20 protein-coding genes are annotated in these 22,341 nt (G+C 61.7%); 10 read left to right on the top strand and 10 right to left on the bottom strand.

Going from position 1 to position 22,341, the window contains the following annotated elements; all coding sequences use genetic code 11:
- Positions 1-192 precede the first annotated feature (192 nt).
- The 3 genes from ACIROW_RS14705 to parC all read left to right on the top strand — a co-directional run bounded on the left by ACIROW_RS14705 (position 193) and on the right by parC (position 5,378).
- A complete protein-coding gene (locus ACIROW_RS14705; protein ID WP_402276850.1) occupies positions 193-2,181 on the top strand; it encodes a DNA topoisomerase IV subunit B in 1,989 nt (662 codons plus the stop codon).
- 105 nt (positions 2,182-2,286) lie between these two features.
- Positions 2,287-3,033, top strand: coding sequence for a lytic transglycosylase domain-containing protein (locus ACIROW_RS14700; protein ID WP_402276847.1), 747 nt, complete (start codon positions 2,287-2,289; stop codon positions 3,031-3,033).
- A 32-nt stretch (positions 3,034-3,065) separates the two neighbouring features.
- Entirely contained in the window at positions 3,066-5,378 is a 2,313-nt protein-coding gene (gene parC, locus ACIROW_RS14695) for a DNA topoisomerase IV subunit A (RefSeq protein ID WP_402276844.1), read from the top strand.
- Between the two features lie 81 nt (positions 5,379-5,459).
- Here parC and ACIROW_RS14690 read toward each other — a convergent pair whose 3' ends face one another.
- Positions 5,460-5,873, bottom strand: a complete 414-nt coding sequence (locus tag ACIROW_RS14690; protein WP_402276842.1) for a hypothetical protein — start codon at positions 5,871-5,873, stop codon at positions 5,460-5,462.
- Between the two features lie 86 nt (positions 5,874-5,959).
- The gene (locus tag ACIROW_RS14685) at positions 5,960-6,250 is read right to left on the bottom strand and encodes a hypothetical protein (RefSeq protein WP_402276839.1); all 291 of its coding nucleotides are present in this window, start codon (positions 6,248-6,250) and stop codon (positions 5,960-5,962) included.
- Positions 6,251-6,434: 184 nt separating this feature from the next.
- Between ACIROW_RS14685 and ACIROW_RS14680 the strand changes: the two genes are divergently transcribed.
- Both ACIROW_RS14680 and ACIROW_RS14675 read left to right on the top strand, forming a co-directional pair.
- The gene (locus ACIROW_RS14680) at positions 6,435-7,397 is read left to right on the top strand and encodes a GlxA family transcriptional regulator (RefSeq protein ID WP_402276837.1); all 963 of its coding nucleotides are present in this window, start codon (positions 6,435-6,437) and stop codon (positions 7,395-7,397) included.
- Positions 7,398-7,533: 136 nt separating this feature from the next.
- Positions 7,534-8,742 (top strand): multidrug effflux MFS transporter, encoded by a 1,209-nt coding sequence (locus ACIROW_RS14675; protein ID WP_402276834.1) that lies wholly within the window; start codon positions 7,534-7,536, stop codon positions 8,740-8,742.
- A 347-nt stretch (positions 8,743-9,089) separates the two neighbouring features.
- Here the strand turns inward: ACIROW_RS14675 and ACIROW_RS14670 are convergent, their stop codons facing one another.
- Both ACIROW_RS14670 and ACIROW_RS14665 read right to left on the bottom strand, forming a co-directional pair.
- Entirely contained in the window at positions 9,090-10,001 is a 912-nt protein-coding gene (locus tag ACIROW_RS14670; protein ID WP_402276831.1) for an alpha/beta fold hydrolase, read from the bottom strand.
- 144 nt (positions 10,002-10,145) lie between these two features.
- A complete protein-coding gene (locus tag ACIROW_RS14665) occupies positions 10,146-11,021 on the bottom strand; it encodes an AraC family transcriptional regulator N-terminal domain-containing protein (RefSeq protein ID WP_402276828.1) in 876 nt (291 codons plus the stop codon).
- 147 nt (positions 11,022-11,168) lie between these two features.
- Here ACIROW_RS14665 and ACIROW_RS14660 point away from each other — a divergent pair, with 147 nt between their 5' ends.
- A complete protein-coding gene (locus ACIROW_RS14660) occupies positions 11,169-11,912 on the top strand; it encodes an SDR family NAD(P)-dependent oxidoreductase (RefSeq protein WP_402276826.1) in 744 nt (247 codons plus the stop codon).
- Between the two features lie 13 nt (positions 11,913-11,925).
- Positions 11,926-12,363 (top strand): VOC family protein, encoded by a 438-nt coding sequence (locus ACIROW_RS14655; protein WP_402276824.1) that lies wholly within the window; start codon positions 11,926-11,928, stop codon positions 12,361-12,363.
- An 18-nt stretch (positions 12,364-12,381) separates the two neighbouring features.
- On the opposite strand, the gene ACIROW_RS14650 is transcribed toward ACIROW_RS14655, so the two are convergent.
- Positions 12,382-12,867, bottom strand: a complete 486-nt coding sequence (locus ACIROW_RS14650; protein ID WP_402276821.1) for a MarR family winged helix-turn-helix transcriptional regulator — start codon at positions 12,865-12,867, stop codon at positions 12,382-12,384.
- An 11-nt stretch (positions 12,868-12,878) separates the two neighbouring features.
- Between ACIROW_RS14650 and ACIROW_RS14645 the strand changes: the two genes are divergently transcribed.
- The 3 genes from ACIROW_RS14645 to ACIROW_RS14635 all read left to right on the top strand — a co-directional run bounded on the left by ACIROW_RS14645 (position 12,879) and on the right by ACIROW_RS14635 (position 16,374).
- Positions 12,879-13,613: a siderophore-interacting protein gene (locus ACIROW_RS14645; protein ID WP_402276818.1), complete on the top strand. Its 735-nt coding sequence runs from the start codon at positions 12,879-12,881 to the stop codon at positions 13,611-13,613.
- A 79-nt stretch (positions 13,614-13,692) separates the two neighbouring features.
- A complete protein-coding gene (locus tag ACIROW_RS14640) occupies positions 13,693-14,400 on the top strand; it encodes a response regulator (protein ID WP_402276815.1) in 708 nt (235 codons plus the stop codon).
- Between the two features lie 12 nt (positions 14,401-14,412).
- Positions 14,413-16,374, top strand: a complete 1,962-nt coding sequence (locus ACIROW_RS14635) for an ATP-binding protein (RefSeq protein WP_402276813.1) — start codon at positions 14,413-14,415, stop codon at positions 16,372-16,374.
- Here ACIROW_RS14635 and ACIROW_RS14630 read toward each other — a convergent pair.
- From ACIROW_RS14630 to dctA, 5 genes are all read right to left on the bottom strand, one after another.
- On the bottom strand, positions 16,366-17,574 hold the full coding sequence (locus tag ACIROW_RS14630) for an MFS transporter (RefSeq protein WP_402276810.1): 1,209 nt from the start codon (positions 17,572-17,574) through the stop codon (positions 16,366-16,368). The genes ACIROW_RS14635 and ACIROW_RS14630 overlap by 9 nt on opposite strands.
- 455 nt (positions 17,575-18,029) lie before the next feature.
- Entirely contained in the window at positions 18,030-18,713 is a 684-nt protein-coding gene (gene ligK, locus ACIROW_RS14625; protein WP_402277003.1) for a 4-carboxy-4-hydroxy-2-oxoadipate aldolase/oxaloacetate decarboxylase, read from the bottom strand.
- A gap of 14 nt (positions 18,714-18,727) precedes the next feature.
- Positions 18,728-19,756, bottom strand: a complete 1,029-nt coding sequence (locus ACIROW_RS14620; RefSeq protein ID WP_402276808.1) for an amidohydrolase family protein — start codon at positions 19,754-19,756, stop codon at positions 18,728-18,730.
- A 57-nt stretch (positions 19,757-19,813) separates the two neighbouring features.
- Complete coding sequence (locus tag ACIROW_RS14615) at positions 19,814-20,851, bottom strand: porin (protein WP_402276805.1); 1,038 nt, start codon at positions 20,849-20,851, stop codon at positions 19,814-19,816.
- Between the two features lie 119 nt (positions 20,852-20,970).
- A complete protein-coding gene (gene dctA, locus ACIROW_RS14610) occupies positions 20,971-22,305 on the bottom strand; it encodes a C4-dicarboxylate transporter DctA (protein WP_402276803.1) in 1,335 nt (444 codons plus the stop codon).
- Positions 22,306-22,341 lie beyond the last annotated feature (36 nt).

The raw sequence follows: 22,341 nt of genomic DNA, 5'->3' as shown, positions 1-22,341 counted from the left end.
TCCCGTACGGAAACAAATTGGCCGGTCGCGAACAGTTGTCAAACCATCCACAAACGCCGCCCGCAAACTTCCTGCCGTCGCCGATTTTTCATTAGAATGCGCATTTGGCAAAGCTTCGGCGGCGCAACAGCCGCTTACGCCTCATCATCCGATTCTCCGATTCTTCGATATTCCGATTCGACCTTCATCTGCATGGCAACTAAAAAAACTTCCCCGTCCGACTACAGCGAATCATCCATCCGCGTCCTCAAGGGACTGGAACCGGTCAAACAGCGTCCGGGCATGTACACCCGCACCGAGAATCCCCTGCACATCCTGCAAGAGGTCATCGACAACGCCTCCGATGAAGCGCTGGGCGGTCACGCCAAGAACATCATGGTCACGCTCAACCCCGACGGCAGCGTCAGCGTCGAGGACGACGGCCGCGGCATCCCGGTCGGCCTGCATCCGGAAGAAGGCGTGCCGACGGTCGAGATCGTCTTCACGCGCCTGCATGCCGGCGGCAAGTTCGACAAGGGCAGCGGCGGCGCCTATGCCTTCTCGGGCGGCCTGCACGGCGTCGGCGTGTCGGTCACCAATGCGCTGGCCTCGCGTCTGGAAATCACGGTCTGGCGGGAAGCCGGAGTGCACACACTGGCGTTCTCGGACGGCGACCTGATAGAAAAACTGAAGTCGCGTCCGATCACGCGCGAAGACAAGAAGTCCGGCACCCGCGTTTCCGTTTGGCCGAATCCCAAGTACTTCGACTCGCCCACCATTTCGCAGCAGGAGCTGCAACGCCTGCTGCGCTCCAAGGCGGTGCTGCTGCCGGGCGTCAAAGTCTCGCTGATCAACGGCAAGACCGGCGACGTGCAGACCTGGCAATACGACCAGGGCCTGCGCGGCTACCTGATGGAATCGCTGGCGCAATCGACCAGCGCCGATCCGCTGATCCCGCTGTTCGAAGGCGAGCAATACGCCGGTCCCGACGCCGAAGGTTTTGCCGAAGGTGAAGGCGCGGCATGGGTGGTGGCGTGGACCGAAGAAGGCAACGTGGTGCGCGAATCCTACGTCAACCTGATCCCGACGTCGGCCGGCGGTACGCATGAATCCGGCCTGCGCGAAGGCCTGTTCTCGGCGGTCAAGAGCTTCGTCGAAATGCATTCGCTGCTGCCCAAGGGCGTCAAGCTGCTGCCGGAAGACGTGTTCGCACGCGTCTCCTTCGTGCTGTCGGCCAAGGTGCTCGATCCGCAATTCCAGGGCCAGATCAAGGAACGCCTGAACTCGCGCGACGCCGTGCGGCTGGTGTCGACCTTCTCGCGTCCGGCGCTGGAGCTGTGGCTGAACCAGCATGTCGAATACGGCAAGAAGCTGGCCGACCTGGTCATCAAGCAGGCGCAGAGCCGCCTGCGCTCGGCGCAAAAAGTCGAGAAGAAAAAATCCTCCGGCGTGGCCGTATTGCCGGGCAAGCTGACCGACTGCGAGTCCAGCGACATCACCCGCAACGAAATCTTCCTGGTCGAGGGCGATTCCGCCGGCGGCTCGGCCAAGATGGGCCGCGATAAAGAGTTTCAAGCGATCCTGCCCTTGCGCGGCAAGGTGCTGAACTCCTGGGAAACCGAACGCGATCGCCTGTTCGCCAACAATGAAATCCACGACATCGCGGTGGCCATCGGCGTCGACCCGCACGCTCACACCGACACCCCCGACCTGAGCAGCCTGCGCTACGGCAAGATTTGCATCCTCTCCGATGCGGACGTCGACGGTTCGCACATCCAGGTGTTGCTGCTGACGCTGTTCTTCAAGCACTTCCCCAAGCTGATCGACCACGGCCACATCTGCATCGCACGTCCGCCGCTGTATCGTGTCGACGCGCCTGCACGCGGCAAGAAGCCGGTGCAGAAGCTGTACGCGCTGGACGACGGCGAACTGGAAGCCATCGAAGACAAGCTGCGCAAGGACGGCCTCAAGGAAGGCGCGTGGAGCATCTCGCGCTTCAAAGGCCTGGGTGAAATGAATGCGGAACAATTGTGGGAAACCACCATGAATCCCGACACCCGCCGCCTGCTGCCGGTCACCCTGGGCGAGCTGGACCAGATTGCCTCGGACGCGCGCTTCACTATGCTCATGGGCAAGGGCGAAGCCGCCTCGCGCCGCGCCTGGATCGAAGAGCACGGCAACGAAGCGGAAGCGGATATTTAAAGCATCAAGGCAATCAACACGATGGACAACGGCAACGACATCTCTCAACCCTGCCTCTGGCGCCGCTTCCTTTCGGGAGCGTTGCCGGTTTTGGCTGCGTTTTGCATGTCGTTGACCGCAGCGTCTGCGCACGCAGACGTCTACGGCTACATCGACGCCGAAGGCATGGCGCATGTGTCGACCGAAAAAATTGACGAACGCTATCAGTTGTTCATGCGCGGCGACGCCACCTTCGACTCCGACAAGATCGCCAAGGGTATCCCCGGCGTCGAGACCAAGGGAAACATGTCGTCGCCGCTGATGAAGCTGATGCTGCAGCATCCGAATCTGAAAAAGTATGAAGCCATGCTGGACCAGAGCGCCAAGGAATTCTCGGTCGACCCCGCCCTGCTGAAGGCGATCATGGCGGCCGAATCCGGCTTCAATCCAGGCGCCGTCTCGCCCAAGGGCGCCATCGGCCTGATGCAGATCATGCCGGAGACCGCCGAGCGCTACGGCGTGCAGGGCGACCGCCGCAAGACCATCCAGCAGAAACTGACCGATCCGCGCATCAACATCCGCCTGGCGGCGCGCTACCTGCGCGACCTGCAGGTGCTGTTCCCGAAGCGGCTGGAGCTGGCGATCGCCTCTTACAACGCCGGCGAGCGCGCCGTGCAGAAGTACAACAACCAGATTCCACCGTATCCCGAGACTCGCAATTACGTCCAGCTGGTGGCGCAGTTCTACCAGTTGTACCAACCGGGCGGCAGTGCAGGAAACAATAACGGCAACGCCGATGCCAACAAACCGCGCCGCGTCGAAATCATCCTGCCGGGCCGGCGCAGCATGCCGCCGCCGACGTCCCTCGAATAATTCACTAAACGACATCAACGCAACCCAGCCACATGACTGAACAAGCCAACCTGTTTGAACAACCTGCGCCACCCGACGGTGAATCGCTGACGCTGTCGACCTTCGCCGAGCGCGCCTATCTCGACTATGCCATTTCGGTGGTCAAGGGTCGTGCCCTGCCCGACGTCGCCGACGGCCAGAAGCCGGTGCAGCGCCGCATCCTGTACGCGATGAACGAACTCGGCCTGAACGCCACCGCCAAGCCGCGTAAATCGGCCGCCGTGGTCGGCGACGTGCTCGGCAAACTGCATCCGCACGGCGACCAGTCGGTGTACGACGCGCTGGTGCGCATGGCGCAGGATTTTTCGCTGCGCTATCCGCTGATTGACGGCCAGGGCAACTTCGGTTCGCGCGACGGCGACGGCGCTGCGGCGATGCGATACACCGAAGCGCGCCTGACGCCGATCAGTAAACTGCTGCTCGATGAAATCGACATGGGTACGGTCGACTTCCAGCCCAACTATGACGGCTCCACCGAAGAGCCCAAGCTGCTGCCGGCGCGCCTGCCGTTCCTGCTGCTCAACGGCGCCTCCGGCATCGCGGTCGGCATGGCCACCGAAATCCCTTCGCACAACCTGCGTGAAGTGGCGCGCGCCGCCGTCGCGATGATCCGCAATCCAAAGATCACGCATGCTGAACTGATGACCCACGTCACCGGCCCGGACTTCCCGGGCGGCGGCCAGATCATCACACCGCCGTCGACCATCGCCGAGATTTACCAGAGCGGCCGCGGCAGCCTCAAGGTGCGTGCGCGCTGGAAGATCGAAGACATGGCGCGCGGCCAGTGGCAGGCGGTCATCACCGAATTGCCACCCGGCGTGTCGTCGCAGAAGGTGCTGGAAGAAATCGAAGAGCTGACCAATCCCAAGATCAAGCTCGGCAAGAAAACATTGACGCCGGAACAGCAGGCGCAGAAGCAAAGCATCCTTGCCATGCTCGATGCCGTGCGCGACGAGTCGGGCCGCGAAGCGCCGGTGCGCCTGGTGTTCGAACCGAAGTCCAAGAACCAGGACCAGACCGAGTTCATGAACACGCTGCTGGCCCAGACGTCCCTGGAAACCAGTTCGTCGATCAATCTCGTGATGATCGGCGGCGACGGTCGTCCGCGCCAGAAGGGTCTCACCGACATCCTCGGCGAATGGATTGCGTTCCGCTTCGTCACCATCACGCGCCGCAGCCAGTTCAAGCTGCAAAAGGTCGAGGACCGCATCCACATCCTCGAAGGCCGCGAAGCGATCCTGCTCAACATCGACAAGGTCATCCGCATCATCCGCGAATCGGATGAGCCGAAGCCGGCGCTGATCGAGGCGTTCAAGCTGTCGGACCGCCAGGCCGAAGACATCCTGGAAATCCGCCTGCGCCAACTGGCGCGCCTGGAAACCATCAAGATCCAACAAGAGCTGGCTGAGCTGCGCAACGAGAAATCGACGCTGCAAGACCTGCTCGACAATCCATCCTCGATGAAGCGCCTGGTCATCAAGGAAATCGAAGCCGACGACAAGCAGTTCGGCGATGACCGCCGCACCATCATCGAAGAAGCTGAAAAAGCCGTGCTCGAACAAAAGGTCATCGACGAGCCGGTCACCGTCATCATTTCGCAAAAGGGCTGGGTGCGCGCCCGCGGCGGCCACGGTCACGATGCGACGCAATTCACCTTCAAGGCCGGCGACGGCCTGTACGGCGCGTTCGAGTGCCGCACCGTCGACAACCTGCTGGGCTTCGGCTCGAACGGCCGTATCTACACGGTCGGCGTCAACTCGCTGCCGAACGCGCGCGGCGACGGCGTGCCGATCACCACACTGGTCGACCTCGGCAGCGGCAACAGCTTGCTGCACTACTTCGCCGGTCCGGTCGATACGCAAATGCTGCTGGCCTCCGACGCCGGTTACGGTTTCACGGCCAAGCTCGGCGACATGCTCAGCCGCGTCAAGGGCGGCAAAGCCTTCATCACGCTGGACGACGGCGACCTGCCGCTGGCCCCACGTCCGATGCCGGCCGGTGCCAGTGCGATCGCCTGCCTGTCGGGACAAGGACGCCTGCTGGTGTTCGGCCTGGACGAGATCAAGACCCTCGCCAGCGGCGGCCGCGGCGTGATCCTGATGGAGCTGGAAAAGAACGAGAAGCTGCTGGCAGCGCAGGCCATCACGCAAAAGGGCGTGCTGGTGTCCGGCACCGGCCGTGGCGGCAAGGCGCAAGACGTCACGCTGTCCGCCGTCGCGCTGGGCCTGCATATCGGCAAGCGCGCACGCAAGGGCAAGGCGCTCGAGTCGAAGCTGAAGGCGACGGCGCTGGCTGCGGTGGTGTAGTTACCGAAGTCAGACGCAGTAATAAAAAAGATGCCGCTCAATGCGGCATCTTTTTTATCTTTCGCGATGCGCCCGAATGCCTCAGGGCGACGTCGGGGTCACTCCCAGCAACTGCCGCAGCGGATTGAGCGGGCCGAGCCGGATCAACTCGAAATGCATGAGATGCGCCTGGCCCAGCGGAAGCTTTTCAAGCATGTCACGGGCGCCTTCCAGATCAGTTGCATTGAGAATGAACGCCACCCCGGTCCTGTCTTGCAGCGAATACCACTGGTCGATTTTGCCGGCCAGATAAAGCCCGACGGTCTCGCGAACTTCGGTCGGCAAAATAGTGCGCACAGCGGCCTGATCGATGCCGGGATTCAGCGTGCCGATGGCCAGAATTTTCGTCGCGGGGACCGCTGGAACGAGCTGCTGTGGCTGCGCTTGCGCCAACGCCGTCGTTGTCGCGGCCGATACTGTCAGTGCAACAATGCAGCAGGCAAGGATTGTTTTCATGTCGGTTCTTTTTCATTCAGCGAGAGGACAACAATGGATTGCCAGGACAGTCGGACGAGTCCGGAGGGAGCCGCCCGACCTACTTGCTATCCCTGAATCAGCGCACCCAGCGGCGCCAATGGGCCGACCGCGATCAGCTCGTACTTCGCAAAGCCGCCGCTCGCCAACGGCAAGGCGTTGACAAGTGTTCTGGCCTGTTCGACCGACTCGACATTCATCAGGAAAATGACGCCCGGTTTGTCCTGAGCGTACCAAAACTGTTCGATTTTGCCGTCGAGATAGAGCTGCAAGGTTTGCGGGACTTCCTTCGGCATGATCTCCTGCCGTTGTTCCGGCGTAGGCAGTTGGACGATGCTTCCGATGGCCATGACTTTCATAAGTGCTCTCCGTTTTCAGATTTACTGGGCGAATGCGTGCGCCGCAATGGGCGTTCATTCGCGAAATCGTGCTGTCGTAAATATCATTAAAAATATCATTTACGCCACGCAACGAAGATGAGTGTAGTCGTCGCAAAGAAAAATATGTATAGTCGCAAACGACAACTTTAAGGCCATTTACGCCATGCGCATCTTTATCCTCGCTTTAGAAGGCGTGTTCGATACGGGACTGACCGCAGCGCTCGACACCTTCGCTCTCGCCAATAAATTTTCAGCGCTGCAAGGCGGCAAGCCTGCGTTCGAGGTATCCATCGTGGGCATGCGCAAGAAGGTGCATACCGCCCAGGGACTGGGGATTCCGGTGATGGCGGAGATGCCGCGTGCAAGGCCTGATTGGGTGATCGTGCCTGCGCTGGGCACCGGCACGCCGGAGACCCTGATTCCCGCACTGGAACGACGTGACGTGAAGCAGGCGAAGGAACAATTGCAGAAGTGGCATGCGCAAGGCGTGCTGATCGCCGCCTCCTGCATCGGCACCTTTCTGCTGGCGGATGCCGGCTTGCTTGAGCAGCGTGAAGCGACCACGACCTGGTGGCTGGCGCCGCTGTTCCGGCAACGCTATCCGAATGTCTTGCTCGACGAATCGCGCATGCTGGTGCCGTCCGACGTCGGCGTCACTGCCGGTGCGGCGATGGGTCACCTCGACCTGGCGCTGTGGCTGGTGCGCAAGGCCAGCCCGGAGCTGGCTGGGCTGGTGTCGCGCTATCTGCTGGCCGACATCAGGTCGCAGCAGGCGCCCTACATCATTCCCAATCATCTGGCGCAGTCCGATCCTCTGATCCTGCGTTTCGAGCGCTGGGCGCGCGCCCATCTGAAGCAAGGATTCTCGCTGGGGACAGCCGCCGGCACGCTGGCGGTGAGTTCTCGCTCATTGCAGCGCCGTTGCCAGGAAGTGCTCGGAAAATCGCCGCTGGCCTACTTCCAGGACCTGCGCGTCGAACGTGCGCAATCGCTGTTGCATGGCAGCGGCCTGGACCTCGATGCCATCGCCGCCGAGGTCGGTTACGCCGACGGGGCGACGCTCGGCGCCCTGCTGCGCCAGCGCCTGGGGCGCGGCGTGCGGGATTTGCGCACCGACTTGCGCTAAACCGGAACGCCGAAAAACAGCGTCTATCGCGGCCCTGACACGGCGCGGTATTCGCCGCGCGGGCCCATGCTCAGCAGAGACTGCGACAAGCCGTCACAATAGAGGGTTTTCACCCCTCCTCCGGCTGTCCTTTTTCATGAATACCACCGCGAACCACCCGCGCTTTCTCATCTTTTTCATTTGCATGCTGGCCTCTGCGGGCCAATTGGCAATCGATATCTATGTCCCGGCGCTGCCGACGATGGCGCAGTATTTCCAGACCTCCGCGCAGGCGATCCAGTCCAGCGTGACGATCTACCTGATGGCGTATGCCTTCGGACAACTGCTCTTCGGGCCGCTGGCGGACGCCTACGGCCGCAAGAAAATTCTGGTGCTGGGCATGCTCATGTTCACCTGCGGCTGCCTGCTGACACTGACGGCTAATAACCTGGAAACATTCATCCTGGCGCGCTGCCTGCAAGGTTTCGGCATCGCCGCCACCAACCTGCTGGCCAAGGCGATCATCACCGATTCGTTCTCCGGCATGGCGCTGATACATGCGTTCACCTACATGGCGATCGCCTGGGGGCTGGCGCCGATCTTGGCGCCGGTCATCGGCGCGCATCTGCAGACCGCATTCGGGTGGCGTTCATGCCTGACCTTCCTGCTGATCTATTCGTTCGTGATGTGGGCGGTGCTGACGCGCTACAGGGAGACGCTGAAACAGCCGGTGCATCTGAATCCTAAAACCCTGCTCAAGAATGCCGTCATGGTGCTCAAGAGCCCGGTATTCCAGAGTTGCTTCCTGGCGCAAGGACTGTGCTACAGCATCCTGCTGGTGTTCAACATCGTCGGCCCGTTCATGGTGCAGGAGACCCTGCACAAGCCGCCGACCTACTTCGGCTACCTGGCGCTGGCGATCGGTCTGATGTATTTCCTCGGCGGGATTTCAAACCGGATTCATCACCCGCGCCTGCCGACGCCGGAACAACGCCTGCGCATCGGTGCACGCGTGATGACGGGCGCGGCGGTCGTGATGCTGATCCTGGCGCTGACCGTCGGTCTGGAAGTATGGACACTGATGCTGCCGGTGCTGTTCATGGCGTTCTGCGCGGGGGCGATGTACCCGACGCTGATGGCCAAGGGCAATTCCATCTTTCCGCACATTGCCGGGCTGACCAGCGCGATCCTCGGCTTCGCGCTGCTGCTGGTGTCGTCGCTGATGATGGGACTGGCCGGCTTCGTGCCGTTCCACAGCCTCACGCCGATGGCGATCTTCTTCGTGATCGTGGGCCTGACCGTGGTCAGCATGGTCGGCAAGCTGCTGCATCACCTGGAGACGCCCGCAGGCGCGCCGGCCGCCTGAACGCATGGGCTTGCCGCCCGTTGCGTTATACTCCGGCACCGATCATCAGCGATGATCCTGGAATCTTATCAATAAACAAAGGAATGCCATGCGGAAAATCCGTCGAATCAAATACATGGAAGCAACTTATCGCATCTATTTCGCCAAGCTGCTCAACAGCATGCTGGAAGAACTCAGCGCAGAAGTCGCCGCGCGCGACGCCGCACAAGGCTGATGTTGCAGCGATAGCACTTGGCTGCACCGGGGCTTCCCGGCGTGCAGCCTGGTGACAATGAAAAAGCCCCGCAATGCGGGGCTTTTTGCATATGGCGATGATGATTTGCCACCGTCGGTAAACCGTGTTCGCCTTACTGAAGGAAATCGGCAATCACCTTGACCGTCGCCTCCGGTTGCTCTTCCATCAGCCAATGACCGGCGCCGGGAATCACGGCGCCGGTAACATTGCTCGCGGCAAACTGCGTCACCGTCGCCATCGTGGTGCCGAACGACTTTTCCCCGCCCACTGCCAGCACCGGCATTTGCAGCGGTCCCTTTGCCAGATAAACCTTGTTGTCGATGGCGTCCTGATCGAAAGCGGCGAACTGCGCGAAGCCGGAATGCATGGCGCCCGGCAAGGCATAGAATTTGGCATAGTGTCGACGCGACGCTTCGTCGAAGTTCTTGGGATTGGCCGAGAACTCATTCCAGAAACGATCCAGGTAAATGCGCTCGCGTCCCTTCACCAGTCGCTCCATGTCAGGACCGCCGAAACGGAAGTGCCACAGCAGCGGGTTTTTCAGGATTTCGTCCCATGGGCCCACACCTGGGACCGGCGCATCCATCAACACCAGTTTGGTAACCCGTGCAGGATTCTCGGCGGTGAAGGCATAAGCCACCATGTTGCCGATGTCGTGAGCCACCACGCTGACATTGCCGATCTTCAAGGTATCGAGCACGCCGGCGATGTCGCGCGCCTGATTCTTCTTGTCGTACCCCCCGGCCGGATGGTCCGAACGGCCCATTCCGCGCAGGTCTGGCACGACAACCGTGTGGTCCTTCATCAGCTTGATGGCGAGCGGCGCCCACATGTCGCCGGTTTCGCCGTAGCCGTGCAGCATGACGACGGCCGGGCCTTGGCCGCCGACACGGACATTCAGCAGTGCGCCGTTGACGGAGATCTTCTGAGACTTGATGCCGGCCGGGAATGGTGTGACTTCCGCACCGGCCGGTAAAACATTGAGCGAAAACATCAGGACACATAGCGCGATTGTTCTTTTCATTGCCACTCCCCTTGGTTGATCAGGCCGGTCGACCTGCTCACAGGATAGTGCCCAAGATGGACGGACAAGCCAATCTTTTTATTGCACGCGGCTGCCCGCTTTGTTGCGGAATTTTCCAAGGCTTGTGTTTATTGCAATCCGCCGTCAGCCGGCAAGAATACGCGCAGTATCGCGCGACGGAGCCGCACCGAAAAAGCGCGCATATTCGCGGCTGAACTGGGTGGCGCTTTCGTAGCCCACCGCGAACGCCGCCGACGTCACGTTGGTGCTGCCGCTGACGAGCAGCTTGCGTGCCAGCAGCAACCGGATCTGCTTTTGATATTGCAGCGGACTCAGCGCCGTGGCTGCCTTGAAATGACGGTGGAAGGCAGACTCGCTCATCCCCGCCTGCGCAGCCAGATCCTGCACGCGCAATGACTGGTCGAACTGCTCGCGGATATGCCGGATGGCGCGGTTGACGCGCGCCATGGCGGTGTCGGGCGTGGCGATGTCGCGCAACAGCCGGCCGTTCGGACCTTGCAGGACCCGATACAGGATCTCCCGCTCATACACCGGCGCGAGTGCCGGAATGTCGCCGGGCTGCTTCATCAGCCTGAGCATGCGCACCCAGGCGTCCATCAACTCGTCGGTCACCGTGGCTACCGAAAAACCGATTCCATGTGAGGACGGCAACGGCAGTGCGGGCACGTCGGCCAACAAACCCGCAATCACGATGGGGTCCAGCGTCAGCGAGACCGCCAGGTAGGGTTCGCCAGTTTTGGATGGGTGGACCGAACCCACTGCCGGCAAATCGATGGACATGACGAAATACGTCGCCGGGTCGTAGTGCAGCGTACGGCCGCCGACCGTCATTGACTTGCCGCCTTGCAGGATCAGGTTGATCATCGGATCATAAACCGCAGCCAGCTCGTGTTCCGGTACCGCACCGCGCACCATGGCCACACGCGGGATGCCAGTTTCGGTGCGGCGATTCTGGGCCTTCGAGGCCAGCGCGCGCAATTCGGTCAGTTGGGTTTTCATGGCCATGATCTGACCACATGCCGATCGCGGGCGCAAGATAAAAAGCAGGATCAGGCAAGTCTGAGGCAGGAATCGATGAGCCCTCCACGACGTCGATGGCTACCATGGCTTCATCACTTTTCCTCACATCCTTTTAACGGAGCAATCATGAAAACAGTCCTCATCACCGGCGGCAGTCGCGGCATCGGCGCCGCCGCCGCCCTCCATTGCGCACATCGCGGCATGGGCGTGGTCCTGACGTACAAGGACAACAAGCGCAGCGCCGACAACGTGGTCGCCCGCATCGAAGCCGACGGCGGCAAGGCGGTCGCGCTGCAACTGGACGTGAGCGACAGCACGTCCTTTGCCGCCTTTCGCGAAACGCTGGTGCAAAGCTTGCTCGCAACCTGGGGCAGCGATCGCCTGCACGGCCTGGTAAACAACGCCGGTTACGGCCTGTTCGAACCGCTGCAGTCGGTCAGCGAAGAACAGTTCGACGGTCTGTTCCGCACGCATCTGAAAGGCCCGTTCTTCCTCACGCAAACCTTGCTTCCCTTGCTGGACAGCGGCGCCTCCATCGTCAACCTGACCAGCGCAACCACGCGCGTGGCTACGGCCGGCGTGGCGCCGTACGCGGCATTCAAGGGCGGGCTGGAAGTATTGACACGCTATATGGCGAAGGAATTTGGCGAGCGCGGCATCCGCGCCAACGCGGTGTCGCCGGGCGCCATCCGCACCGAACTGGGCGGTGGACTCACACCGGATTTCGAAACCATGCTGGCGGGACAGACTGCACTCGGCCGCGTCGGCGAACCGGACGAGGTCGGCGCGGTCATTGCTACACTGCTGTCGGAAGACGGTCGCTGGATCAACGCCCAGTCGATCGAAGTGGCCGGCGGCTACATGATTTGAACGGGAGACTCACATGCTGGATCATATTTTTCTTTCCGTCAGCGACATGGATCGTTCGCTGGCTTTTTACGACGCGGTGCTGACGCCGCTGGGCATCGTGGCGCGCCTCAACTACGACGGGCGCGACGGTCCGCCGGGGCATCCCGATCTCAGGGGATTCGGTGCGAACGGCCGCGTGTTCTTCTGGTTGAAACAGGGGAATAACGCGCCGAACAACACTCATGTCGGCTTTGTCGCCTCAAGCACCGAGATGGTCGATCAGGCCTACGCCGCCGCCCTGCGAAACGGCGCCACCGACAACGGTGCACCGGGTGCGCGGCTGCATTACGATCCGCGCTACTACGCCGGCAATGTGTTCGATCCGGACGGGTACAGCCTGGAGTTCGTGTACAAGAGCTGGCAGCATGAAAGGGATTTCAATTCCGAGTCTTCCCGGCCGGCCTCGCTTTAACCTCAGGCACCTGCCCAGTTAGCGTCCGTTCTCCAGATTGGTCTGGATGATCTCCATCAACTGCACCAGCTCTTCGCATTGCTGCACGGACAAACCCTCGACCGCGCGCTCCAGTATCTGCGCACCGGATTTCATCAGTTCAGCATGCAAAGCCTGCCCCTGCGGACTCAGTTGCAGGCAGGTGCTGCGCCGGTCCGTGACGTCTTCCTTTGATTCCAGATAGCCGCCGTCGCGCAGGCTGCGCACCAGCCGGGTCAGCTGCGCTTTGTCGCGGCCCGAATGGGCGGCCAGGTCTTTTTGCGTGGCGCCGGGATGATGCGCGAAGTAGTTCAGCACGCGGCTTTCCATGTGCGTGACGCCACGCTCGTCGTCACGAAACGCCTGCGAGCGACCGGAGCGATAGAGGTGCATGACCGTGTGAATGGCGTCAAAGACCCTTTCGGCGGCAGGTGATTGATTGACTTTATCAACTTGTTTTCTCATAATGATGACATTATCAACCAATTCCCCACATCATGGAAACCAAATCAATCTCCCGCGAAGTGCAACGCGTCCGTTATGAAATCAAGCTCCGCGACGTCAAAGTCGCCGCCGTCCGCGCCACCGGCGCCAACATGCTCAGCGTGACCTTCCACGGCGACGCGCTGGAAGACTTCACGTCGCTGTCATTCGATGACCACATCAAGTTCGTTTTCCCGGATGCGTCCGGCGCCTCGGTGCGGCGCGACTACACTCCGATCGGCCACGACGCCCAGCGCAAAGAGCTGGTGCTGGAGTTCGCCCTGCACGCCGAAGGCGCGGCCACCGACTGGGCACGCCAGGCCAAGGTCGGCATGGACGCCGTCATCGCCGGCCCGCGCGGCTCGATGGTGGTGCCGCTCGATTACGACTGGCATGTGCTGGCGGGCGATCTGTCCTCCTTGCCGGCGATCACGCGCCGTCTCCAGGAATTGCCGGCTGGCGCCAAGGTCTTCGCCATCATTGAAGCCTCCGACGGCGACATCCGCCAGTTCGATACCCAGGCCGACCTCGACGTCACCTGGGTGCGTTCGGGTGAGGAGTTGCTCGCCGCCGTGCGTGCGCTGACGCTGCCGGCCGGTGAGGGCTATGTCTGGGCCGCCGGCGAGGCCGTGGTGATGAAAGCAGTGCGCGCCGTGCTGGCGGAAGAGAAGCAGCATCCGAAAGAAGCCATGCGCGTGTCCGCCTACTGGAAGCGCGGCGCCTCCGACTTCCACGAAAAGCTGGACTGAGCCGGTGCTGCGATATGCCCGCCTGTAGCGCAAACGCGCTACAGGCGGGGCCGGCGCGCCGTCGTACAATAGCGGCGCCATGTCATCCACTTCCGACTCCCTTGTTCCGCCCTCCATCCACGTCGCCATCGTCGAGGATGACCCGAGTTTTCGCGATGCGTTGAGCAAGGTGCTGGAAACCGCGCCGGACATGCGGCTGGCGAATATCGCCGGCACCCGGGCCGAAGGACTGGCGATGCTGCAAGGCCCACCGGCGGACGTGCTGCTGGTCGATCTGGGCTTGCCCGACGGTTCGGGCATCGATGTGATCCACGCAGCGATCCTCCGTTGGCCCAGCTGCAACATCATGGTCAGCACCAATTTCGGCGATGAAACCCATGTCATGCGTTCGATCGAGGCAGGCGCAGCCGGCTATCTGCTGAAGGACAGTTCTCCCGCCAAAATCGTCGACGAAATCCGCAGCCTGGCCAGCGGTGGCAGCCCGATCAGTCCGATCATCGCGCGTCAGGTGCTGGCGCGCTTCCGGGCAGCGGCGCCTGCCGGGGTCGCCCCCGGACCCTCCTCATCCGTTGCGTCGGCAGAACCATCAACGCTGTTGTCGGCGCGCGAAAAGGAAGTACTGGACTACATCACCCGTGGCTTCACTGCGCAGGAGATCGCCCGGCTGATGGAGCTGTCGCCGTTTACAGTGCGCACCTTCGTGCGCCGCATTTACAGCAAGCTCAAGGTGACCTCGAAGACGGAGGCCATCTACGAAGCCAGGACCCTCGGGCTGCTGCCCGATTAATCGGCCCGACGCATGTCCGCTACTCATTCGCGCACGAGAAAAATTCCCTCCTCCCTGCTCTCGGGCATCGCACTGCTGCTGTCCGTGACGCTGCTGATTGCAGTGGGAGCCTGGTACGTCCAGAGCGCTACCCCGCGCGCCGACACCACGTTGCAGCTGACGCAGGTCGACTGGCAGGACAGCGACGGCCACAATTTCAACCCGCCGCCCGCGCTGGTCGACAGCGCAACCCTGCCGCCCTCATGGCGCCAAGCAAGCTTGCCGTCGGCACTGCCGGTCGCCGCCCTCACCGCCTCCAATCTCACCGTGCGCACCACCTGGATGCGCTTTGCGCTGGCGGACCTGCACCTACCGGACACACCGACCGGGCCGCTGGCGCTGTACGGCAGCCGCATCAAAACCGACGGCACCGTCGCGGTGTATCTCAACGGCCGCCTGGTCCATCGCGTGCAGCAACGCGGCCAGTTGTGGAACAGCCTGTTCACACCGCTTTGGGTCTTGCCGGACCAGGCCGCCGACGGTGCGCCGCTCAAGGAAATCCTGATTCGCGTGGAGCATGCGCCGGAAACGCCGGTCGGCTTGTCGACGCTCTGGCTGGGTCCCGCCGAAACCTTGCAGGGGCGCTATTACCTGCGCCAATGGCTGCAACGGGAGTTACCCGCCACGCTCAGCGCCGCATTCATGGTGGTCGGGATTTTTGCCTTGTTCGTCTGGTTCCGGCGTCGCCATGAAACCAGCTACCTGCTGTTCTTCAACCTGGCCGCAGTCTCGTTCGTGGGACATCTGCATTATTACGTCAGCCTGCCCATCGTGGTCGACTGGTTCGCCTGGCTGACCGCCAACGCCTTGTTCTGGCTGCTCACGGTGATCCATCTTTTCCTCTGCCAGTTACACGGACGTCCGCTGCGCTGGCTTACGCGCATCATCGTCAGCATCACGCTGATCATCAGCATCCTGTCGCTGCCGCTGCTGGGCGTGTTGCCGGTCTTTCCGAGCACCTCGCTGCTGGTTCCGCTGGCGTATGCAATCGCGGTCATGATGGGCATTGCGGTGAGCGTTGCGGGCGGCGTGTGTTCCTGGCATCGTTCCCGTGAAGGTCTGCTGCTGACGCTCGGAGTTGCCGTGTCGACCTTGCTGGGCATGTCCGACTGGCTGCTGCACAACAACGTCGTCAGCCCGGAAGGCTGGTTCCTCGGCGCCTATACCAATGCCGTCACCTTCGCCATGTTCGGCACACTGATGTATCGCCGCTACGTCAACGCCATCGCTGAAGTCGAACTGGTCAATGCCGGGCTGGCGCAACGCCTGGAAGCGCGTGAACGTGAACTCGAAGAGACGCATCGCCGCCTGCGCGAAGCGGCTCTGCGTCAAACCATCAGCGACGAACGCCAGCGCCTCATGCAAGACATGCACGACGGCCTCGGCTCAACGCTGATCAGCGCAATCCGCTCGGTGGAACACGGTGGCGCCAGCGACGTCAACGTATCGCAGATTCTCAAGGATTGTCTCGACGACCTCAAACTGACCATCGACTCAATGGAACCGGTCGAAGCGGACCTGCTGCTGTTGCTTGCAACCTTGCGCTTCCGCCTCGAGCCGCGCCTGGAAGGCACCGACATCGCACTGGTGTGGGAAGTACAGGACTTGCCGACGCTGGATTGGCTGGAGCCGTCCAGCGCGCTGCACATCCTGCGCATTGTGCAGGAAAGCATCGCCAACATCCTGCGCCACACGCGCGCCGATCGCATCCGCGTCGCCACCGCACGTGCCGACGGCGGCGTCACGGTGACGATCGAAGACAACGGCCAGGGTTTCGACGTCGACAAGGCGCTCGCCAAGGCATCCGGCCGCGGCCTGCAAAATCAGCGCCGCCGCGCGCAAGCGCTGAGCGGCGCCGTGACGTGGGTCTCCGCGTCCGGCGGCACCCGCTTCACGCTCTGGCTGCCGCTGGAACGCAAGGACAGATCAGCCTGACGTTTTTTGTCCCGCCGATGCCTGCGCCGACGCCATGCTCGACAACATCAGCAACAGCGCCAGTACACACGCCACCGCACCAGCCAGGAACGCCGCGCCATAGCCGAAATAGCCGATCAGCACCCCCACCACCGGACCGGTCAGGCCTGCCGCCAGATCAATGAAAGCCATGAAGGTCGCCACCGCCAGTCCGCGCGAATGCGCCGGCACGCGCGCCATCGCCTGCACGCCCATCGACGGGAATACCAGCGAGAAACCGATACCGGTCAGCAGCGTGCCCAGGCCCGCCATGACGGGATCATGCGACTGCCACAACAGCAATTGCCCGGCCAGTTCGATCACCACCGAAACCGCGCCAACCTTGGCGCCGCCGATGCGATCAGGCAGATGCGCGAAGAACAGGCGCACCCCAACGTAGCCGGCCGAGAAACCGAGGATCGCAATGCCCGCCCCCGACCAGTTATTGGTGGCGTACAGCAGCACCAGGAAACTGGTGATGATGGCGAACGGCATGGCGCTCAGCGCCAGCGCGAGGCCGAAGCGCCAGATCAGGCGCAGCACTTCCGACATGGCCACGCCGCCGCCCTTGCTGCCCAGCGCGGGCAAGCCGCGCAGCGTCGCCGCAATGGCCAGGCCGATCAGCGGCAACACCATGGTGGTCAACGCCACGCCGGCAAAGCCGAAACGTTGCTGGATCGCGATGCCGATCGGTGCGCCGAGTCCCAGCGCGGCGAACATGGCGATGCCCTGCCATGCCATCACCTTGCCGGTGCGCTGCATGCCGACGCGGCCGATGCCCCACGTCATCGTCCCGGTCAGGAACAGGCTTTCCGCCGGCCCCATGAGCAGGCGACCGATGAACAGCACCACCAGGCTGGTCCCGGCATCGGCGATCAGCGTCGAGCCCAGGTACAGCAATCCGGCGACCGCCGCCATCGGCAAGCCCACCGCAACCGCACGCTTGGGACCGTGGCGGTCACAGTACGAGCCGGAGAATTTGCGCGAAAAAATGGTCGAGAACGACTGAATCCCGACCACCCAGCCCACCGTCAAGGCGCTGAAACCGAACACACCGTTGACATGCAGCGGCAAGGCCGGCAACGGAATGCCGATGCACAGGAAACTGGTGAAGACGATGGCGACCAGCGGCAGCAAACCGCCGGCCACGCTGTCGTTGGATGATTGTGTTGTTGTAGTCATGATGTTATCGATCCCGGATGGAAATGAATGGACGCGCGCAGTCGCCGATCGGCATGGAGATCGGCATGACAGTCGGTGCAGCGTCGGCTGCGGGGGAATGCAAAGTGGAGGTCACTGCGGAGGGGGCAAGCCCGTCCTGGAGAAGTAAGCGTATCGTCAATTTTTCACCTTGGCGTTATACACGTGCGTGCGACGGAATCGCTGCCTGAACCTTCAGGCATGCACGTGAATGACGCGTTGGTTGACGTGAACGCTTACGTAACGAAGCAGGAGGCCGGCAAGGAGGAAGCAAAGAAAAACAACTTCAGCTTAACCCAGGACGTTCTGTTGCGTTATTTGCGGCCGATTATACAGAATAGTTTTTATTCTTGTCGAGCCACGTAGACCTGCGGGGCTGCGGCGGCACAAAGCAACAAGCGCGCGCACGGCGGGCTTGTGCATCGGGGCGGCCGTCGTCAGTCGACGTACTTCAAGCCCGCCGCCGCCAGCGCTTCGCGCATCTTGTACATGTCGAGGCCGAGCTCGCCCGCGGCCAGACGGGCGCGCTTGTCGCTCTCGTTGTTCTCGCGCGCCTCGGCAGCGTCGGCCACCTGTTGCGCCGCCGCCGCCGGCACCACCACTACGCCGTCGGCGTCGGCAATCACGACGTCGCCGGGATTGACCACGGCACCGGCGCACACCACCGGAATGTTGACCGAACCCAGCGTCGCCTTCACCGTCCCCTTGGCGCTGATCGCGCGCGAGAATACCGGGAAGTCCATATCCGCCAGTTCCTTCACGTCGCGCACGCCGCCGTCGATGATCAGCCCGTTTGCGCCACGCGAGCGGAACGAGGTCGCCAACAGGTCGCCGAAAAATCCGTCTTCGTTGTCGGTCGTGCAAGCAGCGACGACGACGTCGCCGGGCTGGATCTGTTCAGCGGCAACGTGCAGCATCCAGTTGTCGCCCGGTTGCAGCAGCACGGTGACGGCGGTGCCGCACATCGCGGCGCCGCAGTAGGCCGGACGCATGCAGGTCTTCATCAATCCCACGCGCCCCATGGCTTCATGGATGGTGGCGACGCCGAAGCGCGACAGCTTTTCTACCGCCGCCTTGTCGGCGCGGACGATGTTGCGTTTGACGATGCCGAGGTTGTTCATTGGTCCGGCCATGATTACAGTCCTTTCGATTTGAGGTCCGCATCCAGTCGCGGGAACACGCGACGGGTATTGCCTTCGTACACCTTGTAGCGCGTCTCGGCGTTGAGGTGCGGCGTGTTCTCGATATAGCGCCTGGTGTCGTCGAAGTAGTGTCCGGTTTCGGGATCGATGCCGCGCACGGCGCCGATCATCTCACTGGCGAACAGGATATTGTCAACCGGGATCACCTTGCTCAGCAGGTCGATGCCGGGCTGATGGTAGACGCAGGTATCGAAGAAAATGTTGTTCAGCAAATGATCCTTGAGCAAGGGCTTCTTGAGCTCCTGCGCGAGACCGCGAAAGCGTCCCCAGTGATACGGCACAGCGCCGCCGCCGTGCGGGATCAAGAAGCGCAGCGTAGGAAAATCGCTGAACAGGTCCGACGTCAGGCATTGCATGAACGCGGTCGTGTCGGCATTCAGGTAGTGCGCGCCGGTGGTGTGGAAGCAGGCGTTGCAGCTGGTGCTGACGTGGATCATCGCGGGGATGTCGTGCTCCACCATCTTTTCATAGATCGGATACCAGTGACGGTCGGACAGCGGCGGTGAAGTCCAGTGGCCGCCCGAGGGGTCGGGGTTCAGGTTGATGCCGACGAAGCCGTATTCCTTCACGCACTTTTCCAACTCCGCCACTGAAGTGCGCGGATCGACGCCGGGCGATTGCGGCAGCATTGCGGCGCCCGCATAGTGATCAGGAAACAGCTCCTTGATGCGGAAGCAAAGCTCGTTGCAGATCGCCGACCAGGTCGCCGAGACATTGAAGTCGCCGATATGGTGGGCCATGAAACTGGCGCGCGGAGAGAAAATCACCATGTCGATGCCGCGCTGCTTCATCAAGCTCAACTGGTTGCTTTCGATGGTCTCGCGCAGTTCGTCGTCGCTGATTTTCAGCTCGGAAACGGACGGCATGGATGCGGGATCCTTGATGCCGGCGATCTGCCGTTGACGCCATTGCTCCAGGGCCTTGGGGGCCGTGGTGTAGTGGCCGTGACAATCGATGATCATGAAACTCTCCTGTGTGCAAACACCGGACCCGCATTTTTCTGCGCAGCCCGGACAATACTAGAAACGATGGTTGATGCCGACCGTGAATGCGGTCTGGTGCGGCGCGCCGGCGGCGTTGAGCGTCGACACCACGGTCTTGCGGTACTTGTTGTAGTCGATTTCGGTGTACAGCTTGGTGCGCTTGGACAGGTAGTAATCCAGACCGATGATGGTCATGTCCTTGCGCATTGCCTTGTCGGTCGACACGGCGGTGCGATAGAAGCCGCCGGTCAGCTTGAGGTTGTTGCTGAGGGAATACGCGATGCCGCCGAAGGTGTTGCGCGTGACGGTGTCGAGCGCGGTAGTTTGCATGTTCAGCGTGTCCTTCATGTAACCGCCGGAAATCTTCCAATCGCCGGATTTCCAGGCCGCGCCGATCAGATAATAATCCTCGTCGCGATAGGTGGTGCCGACCAGCACGTTGCGGCGATTGAAGGAACCGCCGAGCACCAGGTCGCCGACGTAATACTGCAGGCCGAAGCCATGCGCCGAGCCGTTGGCGAAACTGCCGGCGTTTTCACCGAAGGAGTTTTCCAACTCCAGTTTGAAGGGGCCGAACATGCCGGTGTACTTGACGTCGTTGCTGAAGCGCGTGCCGCTGGAAGCCTGGGTCAGCGGTATCAGCGAAGTGTAGTTGAAGCCGTACGGATCGTATTCCAGGATGAAGTCATGCGAAATGGTGTATTGGCGACCGAGGTCGATGGCCCCGAGCGCACCTTTCAAGCCGACGAAGGATTGCCGGTTGAACAGCGTGTTGGTGGTGTTGTCGAAGCTGCCGGTGGCCAGGTTGAAACCGTTCTCGAGCAGGAAGTGCGCTTCCATGCCGCTACCGAGATCTTCGGTGCCGGCGATGTCAATTTTGTTGGAGCTGTTCCAACCGTTCGAGCCCATGAACAACTTGCTGCCGCCGGTGGCATTGGCGTTGGTCTGGTAGCGCACGCCGCCGTCGACGGTGCCGAAAATGGTGACATTGGTCTGAGCTTGCGCTTCAGCCATCGTGCCCAATAATGGAGCGAAAATGGCGACTGCAGCGACGGTGCCGGCAAATTTTTTCATGAGATCTCCCTCCCGAATGGATATGACATTCGGTGTATTGTTGATGGTGTAGTTTCGTGCAGCGAAGGACGGCGTTTTCTTGCAGCGCCCGGCATCGTTGCCTGCCGGGCGCCGGGTGGTCATCTGCTTGCGGTGACTGTTTTGTGGATGGCGATATCCGGTTCGACATAACCAGCGTCCAGTTCCGCCGTCATTCGACTGCGATCCAGTGCGTTTTCCCAACCTGCCACGACTACCGTGGCGACAGCGTTGCCGGTGATGTTGACGAACACGAAGGCCGACGACAGCAGACGATGCACGCCGAGGATCAGGGCAATCGACGCCACCGGGATGGCATTGGTCGCCGCCAGCGTCGCCGCCAGCACGGCAATCGCCGATCCGGCCACGCCCGCCCCGCCCTTTGAGGTCACCAGCAGCACCGCCAGCAACGCGACCTGCTGCTCCCAGCCCAGTGCGGTGTTGGTGGCTTGCGCCAGGAACACCGCAACCGCGGCGAAATACAGACAGGTGCCGTCATGGTTGAAGGAATAGCCTCCCGGCAGCACCAGGCCGACCACCGACTTTTCGCAGCCCAGTTGCTCGAGCTTCTTGAGCAATTGCGGGAACACGCTTTCCGATGAGCTGGTGCCCAGCACCAGCAACAGTTCAGCGCGGATGTAGCGCATCAGCTTGAACAGGTTGAAGCCGCTGAAGTACGTCACCGGGAACAGCACCAGCATGAAGAACAGGCCGCAGGTCAGGTAAAACTCCAGCACCAGCTTGCCCAGCGACACCAGCGAGCCGACGCCGAACTTGCTGACGGTGAAGGCAATCGCGCCGAACGCCGCAATCGGTGAAATCTTCATGGCCAGGCCGATGATCCAGAACATGCCCGACGCAAAGCTGTCGATCACATTCATCATCGGCTTGGCGCGCTCGCCCGCCGCCGCCATGCCAAAGCCGAACAGCACCGAGAAGAACAGAATCTGCAGCACGTCGCCGTTGGCGAAACCGGAAACCATGGTTTTCGGGATCAGGTTCAGCAGGAAGGTGCTGGTCGAGACGAACTGGTGTGCCTGCGTGATGTAGGAATTGGCCGCATTGGTGTCAAGCGACTGCACGTCGATGTTCATGCCCACGCCAGGCTGCAGGACGTTGATCGTAACCAGGCCGATCACCAGCGCCACCGATGTGACCACTTCGAAATAGATCAGCGCCTTGATCGCGACGCGGCCCACCTTCTTCATGTCGCCGGCGTTGGCGATGCCGCTCACGACGGAACAGAAAATGATCGGGCCGACCACCATCTGGATCAGGCGGATGAAGGCGTCGCCCAGCGGCTGCATGGTCTTGCCGATGTCGGGCCAGTAGTGACCGACGACGACGCCGATGATGATGCCGAAAAACACCTGGAAGGATACGTCCTCGTAAAACCGGCGCTTTCGTTTTGGTCCCTGGACGGGTATGTCTTTCATGTCCACGGTTGTCCTCTCCTCAATGGGTAAATCAGT

Origin of the sequence: Herbaspirillum sp. NPDC101397 (assembly GCF_044767325.1) — a bacterium.
Taxonomy (GTDB): domain Bacteria; phylum Pseudomonadota; class Gammaproteobacteria; order Burkholderiales; family Burkholderiaceae_D; genus Herbaspirillum.
Note: the sequence above shows the minus strand (reverse complement) of the source record. Positions and strands in the feature narration are given on the sequence as shown.

Bases quoted from the DNA above. Each gene is read 5' to 3' on its own strand.
- ACIROW_RS14630 (WP_402276810.1), bottom strand. From the start codon at position 17,574: ATGACTACAACAACACAATCATCCAACGACAGCGTGGCCGGCGGTTTG.
- ACIROW_RS14660 (WP_402276826.1), top strand. From the start codon at position 11,169: ATGAAAACAGTCCTCATCACCGGCGGCAGTCGCGGCATCGGCGCCGCC.
- ACIROW_RS14705 (WP_402276850.1), top strand. From the start codon at position 193: ATGGCAACTAAAAAAACTTCCCCGTCCGACTACAGCGAATCATCCATC.
- ACIROW_RS14690 (WP_402276842.1), bottom strand. From the start codon at position 5,873: ATGAAAACAATCCTTGCCTGCTGCATTGTTGCACTGACAGTATCGGCC.
- ACIROW_RS14615 (WP_402276805.1), bottom strand. From the start codon at position 20,851: ATGAAAAAATTTGCCGGCACCGTCGCTGCAGTCGCCATTTTCGCTCCA.
- ACIROW_RS14675 (WP_402276834.1), top strand. From the start codon at position 7,534: ATGAATACCACCGCGAACCACCCGCGCTTTCTCATCTTTTTCATTTGC.
- ACIROW_RS14635 (WP_402276813.1), top strand. From the start codon at position 14,413: ATGTCCGCTACTCATTCGCGCACGAGAAAAATTCCCTCCTCCCTGCTC.
- ACIROW_RS14655 (WP_402276824.1), top strand. From the start codon at position 11,926: ATGCTGGATCATATTTTTCTTTCCGTCAGCGACATGGATCGTTCGCTG.
- ACIROW_RS14670 (WP_402276831.1), bottom strand. From the start codon at position 10,001: ATGAAAAGAACAATCGCGCTATGTGTCCTGATGTTTTCGCTCAATGTT.
- ACIROW_RS14620 (WP_402276808.1), bottom strand. From the start codon at position 19,756: ATGATCATCGATTGTCACGGCCACTACACCACGGCCCCCAAGGCCCTG.
- dctA (WP_402276803.1), bottom strand. From the start codon at position 22,305: ATGAAAGACATACCCGTCCAGGGACCAAAACGAAAGCGCCGGTTTTAC.
- ligK (WP_402277003.1), bottom strand. From the start codon at position 18,713: ATGAACAACCTCGGCATCGTCAAACGCAACATCGTCCGCGCCGACAAG.
- ACIROW_RS14700 (WP_402276847.1), top strand. From the start codon at position 2,287: ATGTCGTTGACCGCAGCGTCTGCGCACGCAGACGTCTACGGCTACATC.
- parC (WP_402276844.1), top strand. From the start codon at position 3,066: ATGACTGAACAAGCCAACCTGTTTGAACAACCTGCGCCACCCGACGGT.
- ACIROW_RS14640 (WP_402276815.1), top strand. From the start codon at position 13,693: ATGTCATCCACTTCCGACTCCCTTGTTCCGCCCTCCATCCACGTCGCC.
- ACIROW_RS14680 (WP_402276837.1), top strand. From the start codon at position 6,435: ATGCGCATCTTTATCCTCGCTTTAGAAGGCGTGTTCGATACGGGACTG.
- ACIROW_RS14645 (WP_402276818.1), top strand. From the start codon at position 12,879: ATGGAAACCAAATCAATCTCCCGCGAAGTGCAACGCGTCCGTTATGAA.
- ACIROW_RS14685 (WP_402276839.1), bottom strand. From the start codon at position 6,250: ATGAAAGTCATGGCCATCGGAAGCATCGTCCAACTGCCTACGCCGGAA.
- ACIROW_RS14665 (WP_402276828.1), bottom strand. From the start codon at position 11,021: ATGAAAACCCAACTGACCGAATTGCGCGCGCTGGCCTCGAAGGCCCAG.